The following is a 19464-nucleotide window of genomic DNA, read 5'->3' on the forward strand; positions in this document are numbered from 1 at the left end:
GAGTGAAAGAAGTCGACCGCATTCGGTTCGGGGTGAGAACAGACACGGCGAAAAACGGTCAATTCCGCTCCACCCATGCATCAGGCGACGTCAATCGTCAAGCGCTCGCCAGGCGTAGTAGAACCGCTGAACGGCCGTCAGGTGGCCGACGACGGCCAGGAAGACGAGCAGCCAGCCCATCAGATCGAAGCCGCGATAGGTCGTCGGGATAGCCACGACGACGAACCCGGCGATGCCGATGATCGCGAGGCGATCCGCCCGGCCGACCAGGCCGCCGTACACCCGATCGAGGCCGACCGCCTGCGCTTGCGTGCCGAGGTACGACGTCAGGAGAACGCCGGTGACGGCGAGAAATCCGAGCAGGTACTCCCCGAGGCCGGCGGCGATGCCCCCGATGATCACCACGTCCGCGTATCGGTCGAGCACGTGATCGAGGAGGTCGCCGCTCGCCGATGCGACCTCCTGTCTGCGAGCCAGCGCACCGTCGACGACGTCGAGCCAGCCGTTCAAAAAGACGAGGAACGCACCGACGCCGTACCACCAGTGGGCCTCGACGCCGCCGAGGTAGAACGCACCCGCAGCTCCGCCGGCCATGAGAAACGCCACGACACTCACGCCGTCCGGCGAGAACCCGATGCGGTCGAATCCGACGACGAAGGGCTTGATCGCCCCCGAAACGTACGGCCGCAACTGATCGAGCGTCACGCGAGGTACCCCACGTAGTCTACGTCGCCCGCACTTGGCGCTCGCTCACCCGATATCACGGCCTCGATTTCGTCGGCGACCGCCTCCGGTGGCGCGTCGGTCGTTTCTATCTCGTAGATCGCCTCGAACCCGTGCTGATCGACCGCCTCCGCGAGAATTACGTCCAGAGCCTCGCTCTCGGCGTTCTCTCTGGCTTTGGCGTCGGATTCTCCCCTGTCCGTTAACCGCGCTTCTAAGTCCGCTGGCGCGCACCGAAGGACGACGACGCGGTCGGCCGGCAGGTGGTGGGCCAGATGAGATTCGAACACGACGTCATCCCGTCCATCGAGGTGGCGTTCGATCGCCGGAATGTCGGCGATGACGCTGTCACGTTCTTCATCGACATCTGTATACAGAGACTCCGTCTCGATGACGTCGTTGACGTGGACGACGTCGTATTCGTCGAGACGGCCGTGCACCAGTTTCGTCGCCGTCGTTTTACCGGTTCCAGGCGTCCCCGTTATCGCGACCCTCACGAGTCGATCACCCCGTCGTCGGATTCGTCAGTGTCAGACGGCGGACGGTCGGCGAGAACCTCGTTGAGCGCGGCGACGGCTCGTCTGGTCTCCGATTCGGTCCCACAGGAGATACGTACGTACTCGGGGAGGCCGAAACTCGTACAGTCGCGGACGATGATCCCCCGCGATTGCAACCGGTCTGAAACGTCACTCGCGTCTCCGACCGTGACGAGGACGAAGTTACCCTGACCCGCCACGACTGGCGCGTCGAGGTGGTCGTTCATGTACGCCCGTGCCCAGCGCGCTGACTCGACGGTCTCGGCGACGTGTTCGTCATCGGAGAGCGCCGTGAGCCCGGCGCGACAGGCCGGTTCGCTCGCCGCGAACGGCGTCGTCACCCTGGCGTAAGCGTCGGCCCACGCGGGCGGAACGAGGGCGTATCCGAGTCTGAGCCCGGCTAACCCGAACGCTTTCGAAAAGGTCCGAAGCACCGCGACGTCGTCACGGCCTTCGGGTTTTGCCTCGATCGCGATGAGCGAACGGGCGCTCGAGACGTCGGCGAATTCGCCGTACGCTTCGTCGACCACGACGAGCGTCGAGTCGTCCGTCTCCGCCGCGATCTCGCGGACGTCCTCGAGCGCGATGGTCGACCCGGTCGGATTGTGCGGACTGGTGAGATAGACGATCCGGTGGCCATCGTACACCGAAAGCACCGTCGGCGCGTCCTGTGCGAAGTCAGTTTCTCGCTCCAGCGCGTAGGTCTCGACGCGACCGTGGTGAAATCGCGCGCTCATGGCGTAGTAGGCGAATCCCGGTTCCGGAACCAGGATCCGATCGCCAGGTTCGAGCATCGCCCGCGAGAGGTAATCGATGGCCCCGTCTCCGCCGTTCGCGAGCCATACCTGGGACGGATCCAGGTTCCATCGCTCGGCGATCGCCTCGGTGAGATCGGCGTGAGCGGCCTTCGGATACGTGTGAACGTTCTCGACGTGTTCACGGAGCGTCTCGACGGCCCGCGGCGACGGTCCGTGCGGGTTCTCGTTGGACGCCAGCTTCACGAATTCGTCCGGGTCGCGACCGAGTTCCCGCGCGACCTCCTCGATTCCCCGACCCGCTTCGTACGTGGCGTGGGTCGAGAGGTCTCGTGGCTGCATACGTGAGACTTTCACCGCCGACTCTTAAGGAATCCGCAATGCACGCGTCGAGCGGCGTCGGTCGCTGGTGGAACGCCTCGGCGGTCTCGCCGTCTTCGAAGACGATTGGCCCTTAGAGAAAATCACCGAGGCCGGACTGGTCGTCGTCAGCCCCGGAGCCGTTCGCCGTCGAATCGTCCTCGACACCGTCGTCGTTCGTGGCCGCGTCCGCGTCATCCGAGTCAGCGTCACCGAGGGTCTCGCGATCGTCGGATTCGCCGTCGGCGTCCGTCCGAACCGCGTCGAGGAAGGCGTCGCCGGAGTGTTCGACGGTTGCCTCCTCACGTCGCTCGCGAGCGTCGTCGACGACGTTTTCCACCTTGTTCGTCTCCGCTCCGCTTCCGGTGACGAACGAGACCTCGGACGCGTCGAGGTCGTACGCCGCAGTCATTCGAACGGTGAGATCACGATTTCGACAGTGGTGGGTCATCGTCGAGAGGTACGGAAGGAGTTCGTTCCGCGCGGTGGCGACGCTCGTTCCTTCGCGTTCGGCAATCCGCTCTGCGATCGAGTCCCGGGTGTCGCGACTACTTCGCGTTCGGCCAAGTTTCGACCAGTAACTGGGCGGCCCGTAGCGCGTCCATCCACCCTTGGGTTCGCGTCGCGAGGCGGCGACCCCGGCCGTCATATTGTCCGTTACGTATCGCCAGTACGAGTAATTCTGCGTCGACCGGACGCGTCCGAGCCAGCGGTCGGCGTTCGCCAGGTAGCCGTACGCGTCCGCGAGTTCGCCGCCGCGATAATCTTTCGGAACGTTGTCCTCGATCCAGTTGATCAGATCGTCCGGCGTCTCGTCGACGTCGTACGAAGCCTTCAACGCAGCCTCGGCGTCCGCCTCCTTGATCAGTGTGTCGAGAAACTCGAATATCCCTTCCGTCCGGTCGCGCTCGCCGGTGACGACGTCTTCGCGCGTCAGCCGTTCCGTGCGTTCGGCGATCGCCTGGAGGTCGTTGACCGCCGAACGCAAGTCGCCGCTCGTTCCCTGCGCGATGGCCTCGAGGGCCTCCGTTTCGAACTCGATATCTTCTTTTCGACAGATGTCTCGAAGCACCGGAACGATCGATCGAGCGCCGACGTCTCGAAACTCGATCGTCTCGCAGGCGTTTCTGAGCGAGTTGCTCATGTCGTAGAACTCGTTGGCCACGAGTACCATCGGCTGATCGGCGGACTTGACGACGTCAGTGACAGCGCGCGAACCGCCGTAATCTGCGTTCCCGTGGAAGTTGTCCGCCTCGTCTAAGATCAACAACCGTCGTCCGCCCGTCCCGCCGGTGAGCGTGCCCGATTTCGACGCTTCGCCGGCGACGCGCTCGATCACGTCCTTTCCCCGATGATCGCTCGCGTTCAACTCCATCACGGGCCAGTCCATGTCGTTGCCCAGTGCGTGTGCCGCCGACGTCTTCCCGACGCCCGGACTGCCGTGGACGATCACCGCCTTTCGGTGGTCCTCCCAGGTTTCAGCCCACTCGCGCAGGGAATCACGAGCCTTGTCGTTTCCCCGTACCGCCGAGAGCGTCGTCGGACGGTACTTCTCGGTCCAGTCACTCATTGGGGACAGATTGGGACGAGTCGCGTTTAGTGGTTGCGGAGCCGAGCGCGGAGTATAGGCTCGTTCGCGCGCTAGCGATAGCCATGGACGTAGCCATCCTGACGGTCGGGGACGAGCTCCTCGCCGGGGAGACGACGAACACGAACGCGTCGTGGCTCGCCCGCGAGATTACGGATCGAGGCGGGCGAGTTCGACGGATCGTCACCGTTCCCGACGAACGAACCGTGATCGAGCGACAGGTCCGTCGCCTGGGCAATCGGTACGACGCCCTCATCGTCACCGGCGGCCTCGGGGGTACGCCAGACGACGTGACGATGGACGCGGTCGCGTCGGCGCTCGATCGACCGCTCCGCGTCGACGACTCGGTTCGAGCGCACCAGCGAACCAACCGAGAGCGCCTCCGCGAACAGCGCCCTGATTTCGCCGAAAAATACGACCTTGGGCGACACGCTATCGAGCGGTCGAACGTGCCGTCTGGCGCCCGAACGATCACGACGGACGAGGGATGGGCGCCATCGGTCGTCGTCGACGGTGTGTACGTCTTCCCGGGGATTCCGGCTGAACTTAGAGCGGCGTTTGCTACAGTCGCCGACGAATTCGGCGGTGACGTTCGACACCGATCCGTCCACACGCCCGTTCCGGAGGGGGCACTGTCGGATTTGCTCGAAGCCGTTCGAGCTCGATTCGACGTCTCGGTCGGTAGCTATCCGGGAACGGAGAGATCGCCGGGTCGGATTCGAGTCACCGGGTCCGACCGGGAATCGATCGACGACGCCATCGAGTGGATCGAGTCGAACGTGGAAACGGTCGACGAACCACCGGAAGGCGGTTGACGGTACCGTCAGAATCAATGTGGCGTCTACAGTTCTACGGCGACCATCTCGCCCCACGAATCGAACCCGTGTCTGCGGTAAAACTCGTATGCCCGATCGTTGTCCGGATCGACGTCCAGCACGAGTCGATCGATCGGGAGCGACTGGGACCTGACGACGTCCATCGCGCGCTCGATCAGGCGATCGGCGACGCCAGTTCCCCGATAGGAGGGCTCGACGTAAATCTCGTTCAACACACCGGCGTCCCAGATCATCGAGAGGGTTTCCGGGAGAACGAAAACGTACCCGACCGGCTCCGCTCCGTCGGTGGCCACCGTGATCGCGTCCGGCTCGTCGGCGAGACATCGGTCGACCCACGAACCGTATCGGGCCCGGTAATCGGCATCGAGTTTCGCCTCGTACGTTTCGCGTTTGTCTGCTCCGCCAGTCTTCGATCCCAGTTCCCGCTCGAACGCTTCCTTCATGCGCCAGAGCGCCGCCTCGTCGGTCGCGGGCCGATAGGGTCTGACGTCGATAGTCATTGCTCGACGTTCGGTCGAGTCGCCTTTCGAGGTTACGGTTCGACCCGGTCACGTGGGCGAACGCCGGCGCGTCCGATCCAGCGGGTCACTCGTCCTCACCGGGAGATCGGAGATCATCCCAGACGCGATACCCGACCGCAAGGTAGCCCGCGAGCGCGGTAACGAAGAGTTCGCCGGAGGAGGCGATGGGGAAGATACGTTCGGTATCCGGCTCGGCGTCGGGCCCGGGATCGAATCCGGTGTAGTAGTGCGTATCGGCCGTCGTTCCTCTCACGCTCGAGTCGTCAACTGATGGCGATCCGTCGTTCGTCGAGATCTCGACGAACGTCTGGACGATTCCGTCGTGATTCGAGAGGTAGAACTCACCGGAAAGATCGTAAAAGGTGGTATCGAGCGGCCAGAACAGCGCGACGCCGTTGTAAAACGCGTCGAGCAGTATGTGAGCGACGAACACGCAAACCAGCGTCACCCAGGCGACGTGATAGCCGTACGCGCCCCATCGCGAGCGGACGAACGACGTTTCTCGCCAGTTGACGTCCCAGTAGAGGACGATCGCCGGAATCAACACGACGAAGACGTTGTGAAACACCGCCCGATGAGCACCCTGCCAGTAGATCCCGACGAGCGTATCGAGATCGATGAGGGCCGTCGCCGCCATCACGACGACGATCGCCCGGGTATCGAATCGATCGCCCAGAAGAGCGATCCCCAGAAGCCCCGCCAACCCGACGTGCACCACGGTCGAAGGCATGGAACACAGTACGGATGGGACACCCTTGGCTGTTCGTGTGCGAAGACAGTCAGGATATGGTCCATATCGTGTCCGTCGTCATCGACTGCGATCGACGAGGAAATTCGTCAAGCCGAACGTCACGTCCGTACTGTATCAGTCAGCTCCTCGTGGCTTCGGTAGCTACTTGCGACAGCCGTTCGTCGGTCGCGGTATGGCCGAGCGAGCCACTCGAGAGGCACTCGCTGAAAAGATCGCCGGTGAGATAACGCTGAGTAGCGATCCAGGTGCGACTCTCAGAAAGTGGCGAACGGATTTCGACGTCTCACAGACGAGACTGGCCCAGGAACTCGACGTCTCCTCGTCGGTCATCTCCGACTACGAGAGCGGTCGCCGGGAGAGTCCGGGAATCGGCGTCGTCCGGCGACTCGTTACCGGATTGCTCTCGATCGACGAGCGCCGGGGCGGCGAACGCATCAGACAGTACGGGCGCGTGCTCTCGGCCGGCTTCGAGAGCGACGTCGTCTACGATCTCCGTGAGTACGCCACCGCCCGTCCGATCGCGGAGGTCTTTCGACGGGTCGACGCCACCCAGATTACGTCCGGAAACCACGACCGCATCAGCGGCCACACCGTCATCGACAGTATTCGGGCCATCACACGACTCTCGAGTGAGGAGTTTATTCGACTCTACGGACAATCGACCAATCGAGCGCTCGTGTTCACCGGTGTTACGCGCGGAGAGTCTCCACTCGTGGCCCTTCGAGTCGTCAACCCGACCCCGAACGCGGTTATTTTACACGGCATCGAACCAGCCGACCTCTGGGATCACGCAGCCGACCTGGCGCGAATCGACGGCTACTCGCTCGCCGTCACCACGATGTCGATCGACTCGATGCTCGACGAACTGGGAACGATCGAGTGAACGATGTCGACGGCGGTTGAACCACCGTTTACGAACGCGGTGTGAAGACACCACCACACAGAACGATTACGCGATCTGTGCTTCGTACTCGTCCGCTGAGAGAAGCGACTCGGATTCGTCTGTCGCCTCGAGTTCGATCATCCAGCCCTCACCGTAGGGGTCGTCGTTGACGAGTTCCGGCTCGTCGAACAGCCGGTCGTTGACGGCGACGACTTCTCCGCCGACCGGCGCGTACAGGTCGGACACCGCTTTGATGGATTCGATTACGCCGAAATTGTCGTCGGCTTCGACGGTCTCTCCGGACTGTGGCAGTTCGACGAAGACGACGTCTCCGAGTTCGTCCTGGGCGAAATCCGAGATGCCGATCCGAACCGTCCCGTCGGATTCGGCCGCCCATTCGTGCGATTCGAGGTACTGTCGGTCCGCTGGAACGTCGAAGCTCATTATACTGTATCGATAAATGGGATGGGTTCAACCTTTGCTCTTTTCGTTCGACCTCGCACGGAGATCGAAAGTTCGGTGCCTGGATCGGCGTACTCGACCGGAACGTAGGCGAGTCCGATCGCCCGATCGAGCGTCGGACTCATCGTCCCGCTGGTCACGGTTCCGATCACGTCACCATCGATCGATTCGACGTCGTACCCGTGTCGAGCGATACCGCGTTCGTCGAGCCCGAACCCGACGAGGTTCTCGTCGACACCGTCCTCGTTCTGCGTCTGGAGGGCATCGCGACCGACGAAATCCGTCTCGAGCGCGACGGCGAAACCGATACCGGCTTCGTACGGCGTCCGCGGATTGTCGTCGGGGTCGAAGTCCTGCCCGGAGAGTAGGTAGCCCGCTTCGAGACGCAACGTGTCTCTCGCGCCGAGTCCGCAGGGCTGACAGGCCGGGACGAACTCGTCCCAGACCGCGGTCGCATCGTCGGCCGGAAAGATGAGTTCGAATCCGTCTTCGCCCGTATATCCCGTTCGAGCGATCCAACACTCGACGCCCCGGACGGTCGCGTCCGTCGCCGTGAATCGATCCAGCGCCGCAACCGTATCCGATTCGTCGACCGCGTCGGTAACGATATCGGGTGTATTCGGCCCCTGGACGGCGATCATTCCGTACTCGTGGGTCACGTTCTCGACGGCGGCGTCGAGGTCGAGTGACTCACGGCTCGATTCCCACCGCTCGGTCATCGCCTCGTCCGACCCCGCGTTCGGAACGAACAGATAGACGCGTTCACCGTCGCGATCCGGTAAGCGGTAGACGACCGTGTCGTCGATCATGACTCCATCCTCGTCGGTGATCGCGGCGTACTGAGAGTGGCCCGGATCGAGTCGAGAGGCGTCGTTCGTCGTGAGTCGATTCATCAGCGGGAGGGCGTCCGGTCCGCGCACCTCGATCTGACCCATGTGAGAGACGTCGAACACCCCGGCATCGTCTCTGACGGCTTCGTGTTCGGTGCGGATCCCGTCGAACTCGACCGGCATCTCCCAGCCGCCGAACTCGGTAAAAGTGGCACCCCTGTCGTCGTGGACCCCGCGCAATGGCGGTGACTGAAGCGACATACGTGAGCGATTGCTACGTGTATAGTAATGTCTTTTCGTCCGGGCAACGCCACGGCTGCTGGCCAAAAAAAAAATCGAAACCGGTTACGGTTCCTTATTTGCCGCGTTCGAGGATGTCGAGCTCGTACTCGCCGCTCGCAAAGTATCCGGCACGAACCACGATTCCGAGATTATCTACGCCGTCTAGGTCGACGGTAATCTCGTCCGCGTTGGCTGTGTCAGCCGTGCTCCGAGCGGGTTGTGTCGGCACGTCGGTCGTGACGAGCAAGTCGAAGTCTTCGCTCGTCGAGAGCGTGACCGTCGCGTCACACGGGTTCGCCGTGCTGACGTCGTAGGTGTAGTTGTCGGTGTCACCGTACCAGCCACCGTCGAGCGAGCCGCTCGCACTCGCGGTGTTGGTCTCTTCGCCACACTCGCCGGGCTCCGGATCATCGTCGTCATCGTCACCGCCGAATACGATCGTGACGGTGTCGCTCGCCGACGCGCCGGCCGTGTCCGTGACCGTCAACGTGACGTCGACGGCGATCTCTTCGTCTCGCGTCAGCGTCGCGGTCGGACTGGTAACTTCCCCACCGGGCTGTGCATTCCAGTGGTACTCATCGATGGAGCCGTTCGGCGACGAGGAGCTTGTCCCGTCGAGGTCGACCGTCTCGCCGACCTCGGGCGTGGTGGTACTGACGTCGATGACCGCGGTCGGTTCTTCCGGTGGATCACCGCCGCCTCCGTCGACGATCGCCGCCGCGTTGACCAGTCCGTCTCCTTCGATGCTTCCTGGAAGGCCGATGCTGTCGGCGGTCCCGCGGAGCAGGTTTCGAAGCTGCTGTGGGTCCTTGTTATTTCCGGTGAGTCCGTGCGCGGAGGCTCCAAGTGCGGCGACACCTGCGGCGACCGGTGACGCCATCGATGTTCCAGAGAATCGGTCGTAACTGTCTCCGAACGGAACCGGTGCGAGAACGTCGACACCGGGTGCACAGACGGCGATCTCAGGTCCACGGCTCGTGAAGCTCGCCGGATCGCCGTTGCTGTCGATCGCGGCGACGGCCACAGCCTCCGGGTAGGCCGCCGGGTAACCGACAGACCCGCCGGAGTTTCCGGCCGCGGCGATCGGTAGCGATCCCTGGTTGAGCGCGTACTGCATCGCCTCTTGGGTCACGGGCGAGGGTGACGGACTACCGAGGGATAGGTTGATGATGTCGGCACCTCGGTCGGCCGAGTACTGGATTCCGTCGGCAATGTCGTACATGCTTCCACTACCGTCGGTTCCGAGCACACGGGCGGCGATGAGTTGCGCGTTGGACGGACCCGCGACACCGACGCCGTTGTCGGTGGTCGCCGCGGCACAGCCGGCGACGTGCGTGCCGTGGCTCTCCGACGCGGCTCGTGGAGCCGGGTCGCTGGTTCCCCCGACGAAGTCGTGACCGGGATCGGATCCGAATCCCGCGTGTAGATCTTCATGGTCGTAGTCGGTCCCGGTGTCGACGATCGAGATGAGGGCGTCCTCGCCGTGCGTGACGTTCCACGCGTCCGGTGCGTTCACCATCTGCGGAGCGTACTGCTGATCCCACCCAGGATCGTTCGGCTGGTTCTGGGATCTGAAATTCGGCGAGAGCGGTGACTCGAGCGCGTACATCGTACCGTTCTCGTGGGCGTACTTGACCTCCGATCGGCTTTCGAGCGTGGAAACCAGGTCGACGGTTACCCCGTATTCACTCTCCGGGACCTCCGCTACCACGTAGCCGAGAACGTCGTTGCGGTGCGTGATCGTCGCGTCGTTCGGAAGGACGGTTTCGACCGTCGACTCGATGTCGGAGATGCTGACCCGATCGTTCTTCGAGACGATAATCTCCGTGGAGTTGCGGCTCGCACTGGCGGAAGTAACCGCTCCTACGCCGGCGAGAGCACCGATTGCACCGGTTGTTTTCAGGATGGTACGTCGATCTGTCGTTGTGGGACGATGGTCGGACATCGCATTAATCTGTTCACAGTACAAAGTATAAATAATTATTCTAGCTCGTTCAAATTTATCTAACTGCAGACAATATTTCTAAAAGCCTTGGTTGAAATTTGCCCTCATTATTTTCGTAGTACTCTACGTCCCAACAATAACAACGAACTTTCGGTCCGTCACCCAACCGTGACGCTCGTTATAGAGCCAACAATCCGGACGAAAAATCGAATGTGGTCGGTGGTTTTGGCCCGATACAAGCATCCGGTTTGATCGAACCCGTCGTCGATCCTAGGTAACCACGGTCGCGGCGACAATCCGAACACTGTCTCAGTCACGAGCGACCGACCCATCGATCACGGAAATATGAATTTGCTGTTCGTCAGCTTATTTGCCGAGTTCTTCGACGGTGAGGGTGTAGGAGCCGCTGCCGTCGTAGCGGTCTACGAGGATGCCGAGAGTCTCGCTGCCGTCGAGATCGACCTGGATTTCCTCGTCGGCACCCCAGTTGTACGATCGTTCGTCGTAGTCCCACGTCGACGGCTCTCGACCGTCGAGCGTCAGATAGAGGTCGAAGACGGCGCCCGAAGACGGTCCGTCGAGCGTGACCGTCGCCGCACACGGGTCTGCCGTCGAGAGCGAGTAGGTGTATGAGTCGCTCGGGTTGCCCCACCAGCCGTCGGAGAGTTCGCCCTCGGCGCTGGCCGTGTTCGTTTCCGCACCACACTCGCCCGGTGCGTCTCCGTCGCCGCCGAAGTCGACCGTGACGGTGTCGCTATCCGTGCCGCCTGCCTCGTCCGTGATCGTCAGCGTGACATCGATGGCCACCTCCTCGTCTCGCGTCAACGACGCGGTCGGACCGCTCACGGATCCGCCGGGATCGGCGGTCCACTGGTAGTCCGTGATCTGGCCGTTCGGCGACGAGGAACCGGTCCCGTCGAGATCGACCGTCTCACCGACCTCGGGCGAGGTGGTACTGACATCGATGACGGCCGTCGGCTCGTCCGGTGGATCGCCGCCACCGCCGTCAACGATGTTCGCCGCGTTGGCCAGACCGTCTCCCTCGACATCGGCGGGGAGACCCTGGACCGATTCCGCCGTACTCGTCAGGAGGTTCCAGAGCTGCCCGGGGTCCTGACTGTTACCCGTGAGCCCGTGGGCGGACGCACCGAGGGCGGCCACGCCAGCCGCGACCGGACAGGCCATCGACGTTCCGGACATCTCCTGATAGCCGTCGTTCGGCACGGCCGAGAGCACGTTAACACCGCCCGCACAGACGTCGACGTTGGAGCCGCGACTCGTGAAGCTCGCCGCGTTGTAGTTCGAATCGATCGCGGAAACCGCCACACAGTTGTCGTAGGCAGCCGGGTAGTTCACCGGACCGCCGTCGTTGCCGGCCGCCGCGATCGGCAACGAACCGCTGTTGAACGCGTAGTTGATCGCGTCGTTCATCAGGTCGGTGAAGCCACCGCCACCGAGCGACATGTTGATGATGTCGGCTCCCTGATCGGCAGACCACTGGATACCGTCGGCAATGTCGTACAGGCTACCACTCCCGTCGGTTCCAAGAACCCGAGCGGCGATCAACTGTGCGTTAGATACGCCAGCGATACCGACGCCGTTGTTGGTCGTCGCCGCGGCACAGCCGGCGACGTGCGTGCCGTGGCTCTCCGACGATGCACGCGGTGCCGGATCGTTCGTCCCCCCGACGAAGTCGTATCCGGGGTCAGATCCGAATCGATCCTGGAGATCCTCGTGGTTGTAATCGGTACCCGTATCGACGATCGAGACGAGCGTATCCTCGCCCTGCGTCGTGTTCCAGGCGTCAGGTGCGTCGACCTGTTGTGGAGCGTACTGCTGGTCGAACCCGGGGTCGTTCGCGTTCGCCGTATCGAGTGCGTGGAAGGTCACGTTCTCTTCGGCGTACTCGACGGCCGATTGGGCTTCGAGCGTCGAAATGGCGTCGTCTGCGGTTCCCACCTCAGGGATCGGAACCTCAACAACGACGTAGCCGAGAACGTCGTTTTCGTGGACGACATTCGCCTGTGACGGCATGTTCGTCGTGACAGTCGATTTAACGTCGGCGATTCCCGCAACGTTGGCTTGTTTTACGATAATCTCCTTCGTTTCTCCGCTCGCGCCAGCGCTACCGGTTGTCCCAATCCCAGCGAACGCCCCGAGTGCGCCTACAGTCTTTAGTACTGTTCGTCGACCGGTTGCCGTGGGTGTATGGTCTGACATCCCATTACATGCTACAGTATAACCCATATATAATTCTGAGTAAACTAAATGAATATTATTTCTGATTGGACATGATTTTGGAAGATGGTTCTAAAGTGCCAGACGTAGGACGAACAGATTCTACGAATAGAAACCACAATATATAAGCTAATAACACCTTGTACTTAGTTTATTAGTGATAGTAGGTTCACCCGTTGGAACGACAGTCGTATCCCTCCGACCCGTCGACCGAAACGGGTAGTGAACCAGTAGAGCCTCGTTCCAGTTGTCGAAACGCTCGTTCGATGGCGTGACGGCAGTCTTTTCTCGCCCGAATCGAATCACTCGCTATGGCCCGGACGCTCACCAACATTTTCTCGCGTGATCCACCTGATGGGGTGGGTCTCTTCGTCGACGGTCCCAACGTCTTTCGTGATGAATTCGACGTCGACCTCGACGATCTCAGATCCATCGGCGAAGACCTCGGGCGACTCGCTACCGCCCGACTCTACGTCAACGAACACGCCACGCCCGGATTTATTCGAGCCGGCGAGGCGCATGGATTCGAGGTTATCGTTACGAGCGGAGACGTCGACGTCAAACTCGCCGTCGATGCGACGGCGTTTCTGGCAAACGAGAGGGTCTCGACGCTCGCCCTCGTTTCGCGAGACACCGATTTCAAACCGGTCGTCGAATACGCGAACGCCAACGGCATCGAAACGGTCGCCATCGCACCCGGTTCGTACGGTCGATCCGACGCGTTGCGATTGGCCGCAAGTAGATCGATGACGCTGGACGAAAACTGAAAACCAATTTTCTGCGTTCACCGCGATACAGCACAAACGGTGCCGAAGACGATCGCCCGAACCGTTGTCGTCGATACGAGCAATATCGCTAGACTGCCCACAACGAAAAACAGGGAGAGTCCACTGCGGTGGTACGGACTCTTACTTGCCGAGTTCTTCGACGGTGAGCGTGTAGGAGCCGCTACCGTCGTAGCGATCGACGAGGATACCGAACGTTTCGCTGCCGTCGAGTTCGACGTCGATTTGCTCGTCGGCCCCCCAGTTGTACGACCGCTCGTCGTAGTCCCACGTCGACGGCTCGCGGCCGTCGAGCGTCAGATAGAGGTCGAAGACGGCGCCCGAAGACGGCCCGTCGAGCGTGATCGTCGCGGCACACGGATCGGCGGTCTCCAGTTCGTAGGTGTAGGTGTCGCTCGGGTTACCCCACCAGCCGCCGGAGAGTTCGCCTTCGGCGCTGGCCGTGTTCGACTCGGCTCCACACTCGCCCGGTGGATCATCGTCTTCGCCGTCGATTTCGACGGTGACCGAGGTGTCTCCGGTCACGTCGACTTCTTCGGTGCCGGAGAGACCATCCGCTTCGGCCTCAACCGTTACCGTTCCCTCGGGTACCTCGAGAGTGACCTGGCCGCTCTGGTCAGTCGTTCCGGAGTCACCACCGGCTGAAACGGTGGCCCCCTGGATTTCCGCTCCGGAGTCATCGACGACCGTCACCAACAGATCGTGCTCCTCAGGTGGGTCACCGCCGCCGACGATGTTTGCCGCATTGGCCAGTCCCTCGCCTTCGACATCGGAGGCGAGTCCATCGACGGGTTCGGCCGTGCTGATGAGGAGGTTCCAGAGCTGGCCGGGATCCTGGTTCGATCCGGTGAGACCGTGAGCGGACGCGCCGAGACAGGCTACACCTGCAGCAACGGGTGACGACATCGACGTTCCCGACATCTCGACGTAGCTGTCGTTGTTGTCCGTCGAGAGGACGTCGACCCCGCCCGCAGTGACGTCGATTTCAGGTCCGCGACTCGTGAAGCTCGCCGCGTTGTAGTTCGAATCGATCGCCGAGATTGCTACACAGTTGTCGTACGCAGCCGGATAGTTGACAGACCCACCGTCGTTACCAGCCGCCGCGATCGGGAGCGTCCCGCTGTCGAACGCGTAGTTGATCGCGTCGTTCATCAGGTCGGTGAAGCCACCGCCACCGAGGCTCATGTTGATGACGTCAGCGTTCTGGTCGGCAGACCATTGGATCGCATCGGCGATGTCCTGGAGGGATCCGCCACCGCTCTCGTCGAGCGCACGAGCAGAGAGGATCTGCGCATTCGAGATCCCGGAGGTTCCAATCCCGTTGTTGGTCGTCGCGGCCGCGATTCCAGCAACGTGGGTACCGTGGTTTTCGCTCGGCTGTACCGGCATCGGATCGTCCCCACCGGTTCCGGCGAAGTCGTAGCCCAAGTTCGAACCGAAGCGATCGTGGAGGTTCTCGTGCTCGTAGTCGACACCCTGGTCAATCACCGAGAGGAGGACGTCTTCGCCCTGGGTAGTGTTCCACGCTTCGGGAGCGTCCACCTGTTGTGGAGTATACTGACTACCGAAATGTGGGTCGTCGGAGGCCGTCTCCATCGTGTGATAGGTTACGTTCTCTTCTGCGTACTCGACGGCCGATTGGGCTTCGAGCGTCGACATCGCGTCAGCGGCCGTTCCGACGTCGTTGAGCGGCACTTCGATCGTGACGTAGCCGAGCACGTCGTTCTTGTGGACGATCGACGCCCCGGACGGTAACGCCGTTTCGACAGCGGACTTGACGTCGGCGATACCGACGACATCCGATTTCTTCACGACCAGTTCTTTCGTCTCACCGCGCGCACTCGCAGACCCAATGGCCCCAATCCCAGCGAACGCTCCGAGCGCACCGGTGGTCTTCAGCACAGTTCGTCTGTCTGCCGTGGAGGAACGATGGTATGACATCGCGTTTCACACTCAGTTGCCGATGGTATTTAATAATTCGTGAACTACGGTCTATTTTTGAATGAGAACCAATAATTGAGCTAACTCTTCTAAAACCACCAGACTGCAGTTGTACGACTGTCTTTAGATCTAATATTTGACTCGGATACCGCGGATAAAAACTGTGGTAGAGTTTATTTTTCCTGTATCACCACGGATGCCCCGTTGAGGGATGTTCCGTCCACCGTTTTTCAATTTTGTAGTTTCAGCGCTTCTAAACTCCACTACCGGGGTCGTGATGGTAATGAGTTCTGTCAAAGGTGAGACACCTGGTGTATTTTTGGCGCCATGTATCAATCTACTTATCTTTCGCCATAATCACACGGGAACGAGTTCGTCAGTTGCGTGATGCAGCAGCATCTCTCATACGTTGTTCCACCATCGGCTTGGAATCGAGACAGGACGTTTATTGTGCGCGCGTGACCTTCTCACTGTATGTCTGAGGGTACGACACCGATACTGGACAATCACCTCCACCTCGATCCCGACCACGGCCGCGGGATCGACGCTGTTCGAGACTTTTCACGAGCCGGAGGCACACACCTACTCGTCGTAAACAAACCCTCGTGGTACCTCGGCGATGTACCGTCAAGCGGATCGGATTTCGAAACCGTGTTCGAACGGACGCTCGAAACGGTAGCACACGCAGCGGACGTCCTCGATGGGACGGCGTGGGCCGTCCTCGGGGTTCACCCTGGACTCATCTCTAAACTGGTCGACGACCGCGGATACGAACCGGCCGAAGCGAGCGAACTGATGTGTCGAGGGATCGATCGCGCCGCGTCGTTCGTCGAAGACGGACGAGCCATCGCTCTGAAATCCGGACGACCGCACTACGACGTCACGGAGGCGGTCTGGGAGGCCTCGAACGAGGTGATTCGTCACACGTTCGACCGCGCGGCGACACTTGAGTGTGCCGTTCAGCTACACACCGAATCGAGTGAAGATCTGACGGAGATCGCGTCCTGGGCCACGGACGCTGGCCTGGCGCCTACGCGCGTGGTGAAGCACTATTCTGCGGGCCGACTCGACGGTCTCGTTCCGAGCGTGATGAGCGACCGCGACAGGCTCGAACGGGCTGCGGCGCGTGGTGATCCCTTCCTGATGGAAACCGACTTTGTCGACGATCCGGACCGTCCCGGAGCGGTTCTGGGCCCGAAGACCGTTCCGCGCCGGGTGAACTGGCTTCGAGACCGTGGACACGAATCAGCGGTACGCAACGCGCACGTAGAGACGCCGAAACTCGTCTACGGCATCGACACCGTCGAGACACTGAATGGATCGTGAACGTGTGTCAGTAGAGAGATAGACGATCGAAGCACCGTGTGAACCGATGTGGTGAACGACGTGCCGTTTGTTGTCGATTCGAGGCACGTATTGACCAATCGTGGGTGGCTAAATCACCCTAACACGAACGCTCACACCGGTCGTCGCCCATATCGTCACTGCCAGAACGGTAGAGAAAGGCATTTGAAGCGGCCGGTGTAGGTTCGAGTATGAGCAACTCCCCGACCGAATTCTACTCGCGAGAACGGTGGCAAAACTGGATCGAACGCATCGACGACGAGGAGATAGATCCGGAAGACGAATCCTCTGCGCGGCTGCTATTGAACCTCCAGGACGATACCGCCATCGCGATTGCCAAGATCGTCTCGGCGTACGACGACGGTGGACTCGGGGAGGAAGCGGCGTTAGAAAAGCTCACGGACGTCCGCGAGATCGTCCTCTCGGACGTGGACATCGACGACGAGGAGACGCTCATGCTCGTCGACGGCGTCCAGACCAGCCTCGTTTGCGTCTTCTTCGCAGCCGAGGAGTACGTTGCCGCCGGTCCAGCCGAGGAAGCGACCGTTAGCGAGTACATTCGAGCGGCGGCCGACGCCGAAGCGGAAGAAGACCTCGATGCGGCGCTCAGCTACGTCGCCCAGGCCGGCACGCTCGTCATCGACGGCGAAGAAATCGACATCAGCGTCGCCGAAGAACTGGAGTACGGACTGGTCACCGAGTGGGTGAACGGTCTCGATAGCCTCCAGAGCGCGATGAGCGATCCGGAAGTCGTCGAAGAAGACGAATAGCGATCGAGTGGACCGGCCGCCACACGTATAACTGGTCGGGACCTTCGTTTTTTCATGCCCGTTCGGGGTGACGAGCGCGCCGTGTCCGTCGTCATCGGAGCGGTGCTCATGCTCGGCATCCTGGTTTCTGCGCTCGCCCTGTATCAGGCGAACGTGGTTCCCGATCAGAATCAACAGACGGAGTGGAACCACCACCAGGAGGTGAGCGCAGATCTCATCGAGCTGCGCAATGCGATCGTCGACACCGGCTACGAAGAACGCACACGTGACGTCTCGGTTTCGCTCGGAACGCAGTACGAATCACGCACGATGGCGATCAATCCGCCCGATCCGAGGGGAACCCTCCGGTCGAATTCGACGGGTGATCCGCACGTTCGCGTCCAATCTGCTGACGGATCCGAGTACTCCTTTGCGACCTCGTTTCTCGAGTACGAGCCGGGCTACAACGAGTACGCCGATGCGCCGGTGACTGTCCTCGAACACGGATTGGTCTACGCCGAGCACGGGTACGCGAACGTGACGCGCGACCGCGGCGGCGTCATCTCGGAGAACCGTATCGTTATCCCACTCGTCGAGGGGGATCTCAACGTACAGGGAAGTGAGAGCGTCTCGGTGACCATCGAGACGTTCGACGTGTATCACGTCAGTGACGCGGTCGAGGAGATCCGATTACCGACGAACGCCTTCGAAGCCTGGAACCAGTCGTACGACGGGCTGGAATTCGACGAGGACTACGTCGTGCTCGACGAAGACGCGATCGACGATAAATCGGTGTACGTCGCCCAGATCGGCGTCGGAGACGACCGATCACAAAACCAGACGACCAGTGGGGAACTCGAATCGTTCGGCGAACCCGTATCAGATAGTGGTGATGACGGTGGATCAAGCGGTCCGTACGACGTTCGATGGAGTGTCGACCAACAGCATCCGGCCGTGACTGACTGTGACGAAAGAGGGTGTTCTGAAGATTACCACGTACCCACTGGTTCAGATGATGTGACGTTCGATGCCGAAAGCGATGCTTCAGGCGCATCGGCTGATTTTTCCTACCGGGATAACGACGGTGTCGGTGTGTCAATCGTCGCTGAGGAAGGCTTCGACCAGGACGGTGACGGCCAGGTCACCCTCGATAATTTCAACTCCGAAGGAACGGTCGACCTGTACGTGTACAGCGGGGGAACGAGCGATGTAATTACGGTCAGCGTTACCGATGACGATGAACCGTACGGCAGTGTGAATTTCCCAGGGGCAGTTTACGAAGACGACGAATACGTCAACGTTACTGTCGACTTCGGCAACACTGACGATGACACCGCATACCTTGTCGTCGAAAATGAGCGAACCGGCGTAACTGAGTCAATGAACGTCACTTCGATTGGTCCCCAAACAATTGACGTTGAAAGTGTCGATGGTATTGAAGTAAATGATACCATATCGGCGGCTCTCTACTCGAGTCAAGACCAGGAAGTTGTACTCGACAGTGCGTCAACGAGTGTTGGACACCAACCGATGTTCGAAATAGTTCACGTAGAATACGACGACCCAGTAACCGATGGTGAATCCGTCCAATTCGAAGTGGAGATCACGAACAATGGTGAGCAAGGGACGCATACAATCTCCCTCGCAGAACTGTCCAGCACAGAGGGGTGGGGAGAAACTTTCACTGATGTAGATTCGACTAATGAAACAATAGAATCTGGGTCTACATCTTTCGTCCACCTCGAATGGTCAGCTGTTAATAACCATGGAGGAGGGAACAATGATGAACTATATAATATCGAGATTACCATCGACGAAGTTGACGAAGTTTGGGAAGGGGAAATCACGGTCCAACCATGAGATCATACTGAACTTTCAACCAACGGAAATTGGCCAATTACGACATCCGTCGAAACCCTAAACGACAATATCATA

Annotated in this window: 17 protein-coding genes; 6 read left to right on the forward strand and 11 right to left on the reverse strand. The window is 60.7% G+C overall.

The window, feature by feature from the left end:
- Positions 1–90: 90 nt before the first annotated feature.
- From NKH31_RS16030 to NKH31_RS16045, 4 genes are all read right to left on the reverse strand, one after another.
- On the reverse strand, positions 91–705 hold the full coding sequence (locus NKH31_RS16030; RefSeq protein ID WP_254862793.1) for a CDP-alcohol phosphatidyltransferase family protein: 615 nt from the start codon (positions 703–705) through the stop codon (positions 91–93).
- Complete coding sequence (locus NKH31_RS16035; protein WP_254862794.1) at positions 702–1220, reverse strand: adenylate kinase family protein; 519 nt, start codon at positions 1218–1220, stop codon at positions 702–704. Before NKH31_RS16035 ends, NKH31_RS16030 begins: the two co-directional genes overlap by 4 nt.
- Complete coding sequence (gene hisC / locus NKH31_RS16040) at positions 1217–2356, reverse strand: histidinol-phosphate transaminase (protein WP_254862795.1); 1140 nt, start codon at positions 2354–2356, stop codon at positions 1217–1219. Before hisC ends, NKH31_RS16035 begins: the two co-directional genes overlap by 4 nt.
- Before the next feature lie 112 nt (positions 2357–2468).
- The gene (locus NKH31_RS16045) at positions 2469–3944 is read right to left on the reverse strand and encodes a replication factor C large subunit (protein WP_254862796.1); all 1476 of its coding nucleotides are present in this window, start codon (positions 3942–3944) and stop codon (positions 2469–2471) included.
- Positions 3945–4027: 83 nt separating this feature from the next.
- On the opposite strand from NKH31_RS16045, the gene NKH31_RS16050 reads away from it, so the two are divergent.
- Positions 4028–4777: a competence/damage-inducible protein A gene (locus NKH31_RS16050; RefSeq protein ID WP_254862797.1), complete on the forward strand. Its 750-nt coding sequence runs from the start codon at positions 4028–4030 to the stop codon at positions 4775–4777.
- Positions 4778–4803: 26 nt separating this feature from the next.
- Here NKH31_RS16050 and NKH31_RS16055 read toward each other — a convergent pair whose 3' ends face one another.
- Both NKH31_RS16055 and NKH31_RS16060 read right to left on the reverse strand, forming a co-directional pair.
- Complete coding sequence (locus tag NKH31_RS16055) at positions 4804–5298, reverse strand: GNAT family N-acetyltransferase (protein WP_254862798.1); 495 nt, start codon at positions 5296–5298, stop codon at positions 4804–4806.
- 85 nt (positions 5299–5383) lie between these two features.
- Positions 5384–6049 (reverse strand): metal-dependent hydrolase, encoded by a 666-nt coding sequence (locus NKH31_RS16060; protein ID WP_254862799.1) that lies wholly within the window; start codon positions 6047–6049, stop codon positions 5384–5386.
- Between the two features lie 193 nt (positions 6050–6242).
- Between NKH31_RS16060 and NKH31_RS16065 the strand changes: the two genes are divergently transcribed.
- The gene (locus NKH31_RS16065; protein ID WP_254862800.1) at positions 6243–6953 is read left to right on the forward strand and encodes a helix-turn-helix domain-containing protein; all 711 of its coding nucleotides are present in this window, start codon (positions 6243–6245) and stop codon (positions 6951–6953) included.
- A 66-nt stretch (positions 6954–7019) separates the two neighbouring features.
- Here the strand turns inward: NKH31_RS16065 and gcvH are convergent, their stop codons facing one another.
- From gcvH to NKH31_RS16085, 4 genes are all read right to left on the reverse strand, one after another.
- Positions 7020–7397, reverse strand: coding sequence for a glycine cleavage system protein GcvH (gene gcvH / locus NKH31_RS16070; protein ID WP_254862801.1), 378 nt, complete (start codon positions 7395–7397; stop codon positions 7020–7022).
- Positions 7397–8506 carry a glycine cleavage system aminomethyltransferase GcvT gene (gcvT, locus tag NKH31_RS16075; protein WP_254862802.1) on the reverse strand — a complete coding sequence of 370 codons (1110 nt, stop codon included), beginning with the start codon at positions 8504–8506 and terminating at the stop codon, positions 7397–7399. Before gcvT ends, gcvH begins: the two co-directional genes overlap by 1 nt.
- Before the next feature lie 94 nt (positions 8507–8600).
- Positions 8601–10472, reverse strand: a complete 1872-nt coding sequence (locus tag NKH31_RS16080) for a S8 family serine peptidase (RefSeq protein WP_254862803.1) — start codon at positions 10470–10472, stop codon at positions 8601–8603.
- A gap of 366 nt (positions 10473–10838) precedes the next feature.
- A complete protein-coding gene (locus NKH31_RS16085) occupies positions 10839–12506 on the reverse strand; it encodes a S8 family serine peptidase (protein ID WP_254862804.1) in 1668 nt (555 codons plus the stop codon).
- Between the two features lie 515 nt (positions 12507–13021).
- Between NKH31_RS16085 and NKH31_RS16090 the strand changes: the two genes are divergently transcribed.
- The gene (locus tag NKH31_RS16090) at positions 13022–13477 is read left to right on the forward strand and encodes an NYN domain-containing protein (protein ID WP_254862805.1); all 456 of its coding nucleotides are present in this window, start codon (positions 13022–13024) and stop codon (positions 13475–13477) included.
- A gap of 141 nt (positions 13478–13618) precedes the next feature.
- Here the strand turns inward: NKH31_RS16090 and NKH31_RS16095 are convergent, their stop codons facing one another.
- On the reverse strand, positions 13619–15397 hold the full coding sequence (locus NKH31_RS16095; protein ID WP_254862806.1) for a S8 family serine peptidase: 1779 nt from the start codon (positions 15395–15397) through the stop codon (positions 13619–13621).
- Between the two features lie 513 nt (positions 15398–15910).
- On the opposite strand from NKH31_RS16095, the gene NKH31_RS16100 reads away from it, so the two are divergent.
- The 3 genes from NKH31_RS16100 to NKH31_RS16110 all read left to right on the forward strand — a co-directional run bounded on the left by NKH31_RS16100 (position 15911) and on the right by NKH31_RS16110 (position 19389).
- Positions 15911–16762 carry a TatD family hydrolase gene (locus tag NKH31_RS16100; protein WP_254862807.1) on the forward strand — a complete coding sequence of 284 codons (852 nt, stop codon included), beginning with the start codon at positions 15911–15913 and terminating at the stop codon, positions 16760–16762.
- Between the two features lie 209 nt (positions 16763–16971).
- Positions 16972–17550 carry a DUF2150 family protein gene (locus NKH31_RS16105; RefSeq protein WP_254862808.1) on the forward strand — a complete coding sequence of 193 codons (579 nt, stop codon included), beginning with the start codon at positions 16972–16974 and terminating at the stop codon, positions 17548–17550.
- Positions 17551–17751: 201 nt separating this feature from the next.
- Entirely contained in the window at positions 17752–19389 is a 1638-nt protein-coding gene (locus NKH31_RS16110) for a hypothetical protein (RefSeq protein ID WP_254862809.1), read from the forward strand.
- Positions 19390–19464: the final 75 nt, after the last annotated feature.

The sequence above is a fragment of the Halovivax gelatinilyticus genome, from assembly GCF_024300625.1.
GTDB lineage: Archaea > Halobacteriota > Halobacteria > Halobacteriales > Natrialbaceae > Halovivax > Halovivax gelatinilyticus.

What these genes read in the sequence shown, in the direction of transcription:
- NKH31_RS16105 (WP_254862808.1), top strand. Translation starts at nt 16,972, where the DNA reads ATGAGCAACTCCCCGACCGAATTCTACTCGCGAGAACGGTGGCAAAAC.
- NKH31_RS16045 (WP_254862796.1), bottom strand. Translation starts at nt 3,944, where the DNA reads ATGAGTGACTGGACCGAGAAGTACCGTCCGACGACGCTCTCGGCGGTA.
- gcvH (WP_254862801.1), bottom strand. Translation starts at nt 7,397, where the DNA reads ATGAGCTTCGACGTTCCAGCGGACCGACAGTACCTCGAATCGCACGAA.
- NKH31_RS16090 (WP_254862805.1), top strand. Translation starts at nt 13,022, where the DNA reads ATGGCCCGGACGCTCACCAACATTTTCTCGCGTGATCCACCTGATGGG.
- NKH31_RS16055 (WP_254862798.1), bottom strand. Translation starts at nt 5,298, where the DNA reads ATGACTATCGACGTCAGACCCTATCGGCCCGCGACCGACGAGGCGGCG.
- hisC (WP_254862795.1), bottom strand. Translation starts at nt 2,356, where the DNA reads ATGCAGCCACGAGACCTCTCGACCCACGCCACGTACGAAGCGGGTCGG.
- NKH31_RS16100 (WP_254862807.1), top strand. Translation starts at nt 15,911, where the DNA reads ATGTCTGAGGGTACGACACCGATACTGGACAATCACCTCCACCTCGAT.
- NKH31_RS16085 (WP_254862804.1), bottom strand. Translation starts at nt 12,506, where the DNA reads ATGCCGTCACAGGCGAATGTCGTCCACGAAAACGACGTTCTCGGCTAC.
- NKH31_RS16050 (WP_254862797.1), top strand. Translation starts at nt 4,028, where the DNA reads ATGGACGTAGCCATCCTGACGGTCGGGGACGAGCTCCTCGCCGGGGAG.
- gcvT (WP_254862802.1), bottom strand. Translation starts at nt 8,506, where the DNA reads ATGTCGCTTCAGTCACCGCCATTGCGCGGGGTCCACGACGACAGGGGT.
- NKH31_RS16060 (WP_254862799.1), bottom strand. Translation starts at nt 6,049, where the DNA reads ATGCCTTCGACCGTGGTGCACGTCGGGTTGGCGGGGCTTCTGGGGATC.
- NKH31_RS16080 (WP_254862803.1), bottom strand. Translation starts at nt 10,472, where the DNA reads ATGTCCGACCATCGTCCCACAACGACAGATCGACGTACCATCCTGAAA.
- NKH31_RS16065 (WP_254862800.1), top strand. Translation starts at nt 6,243, where the DNA reads ATGGCCGAGCGAGCCACTCGAGAGGCACTCGCTGAAAAGATCGCCGGT.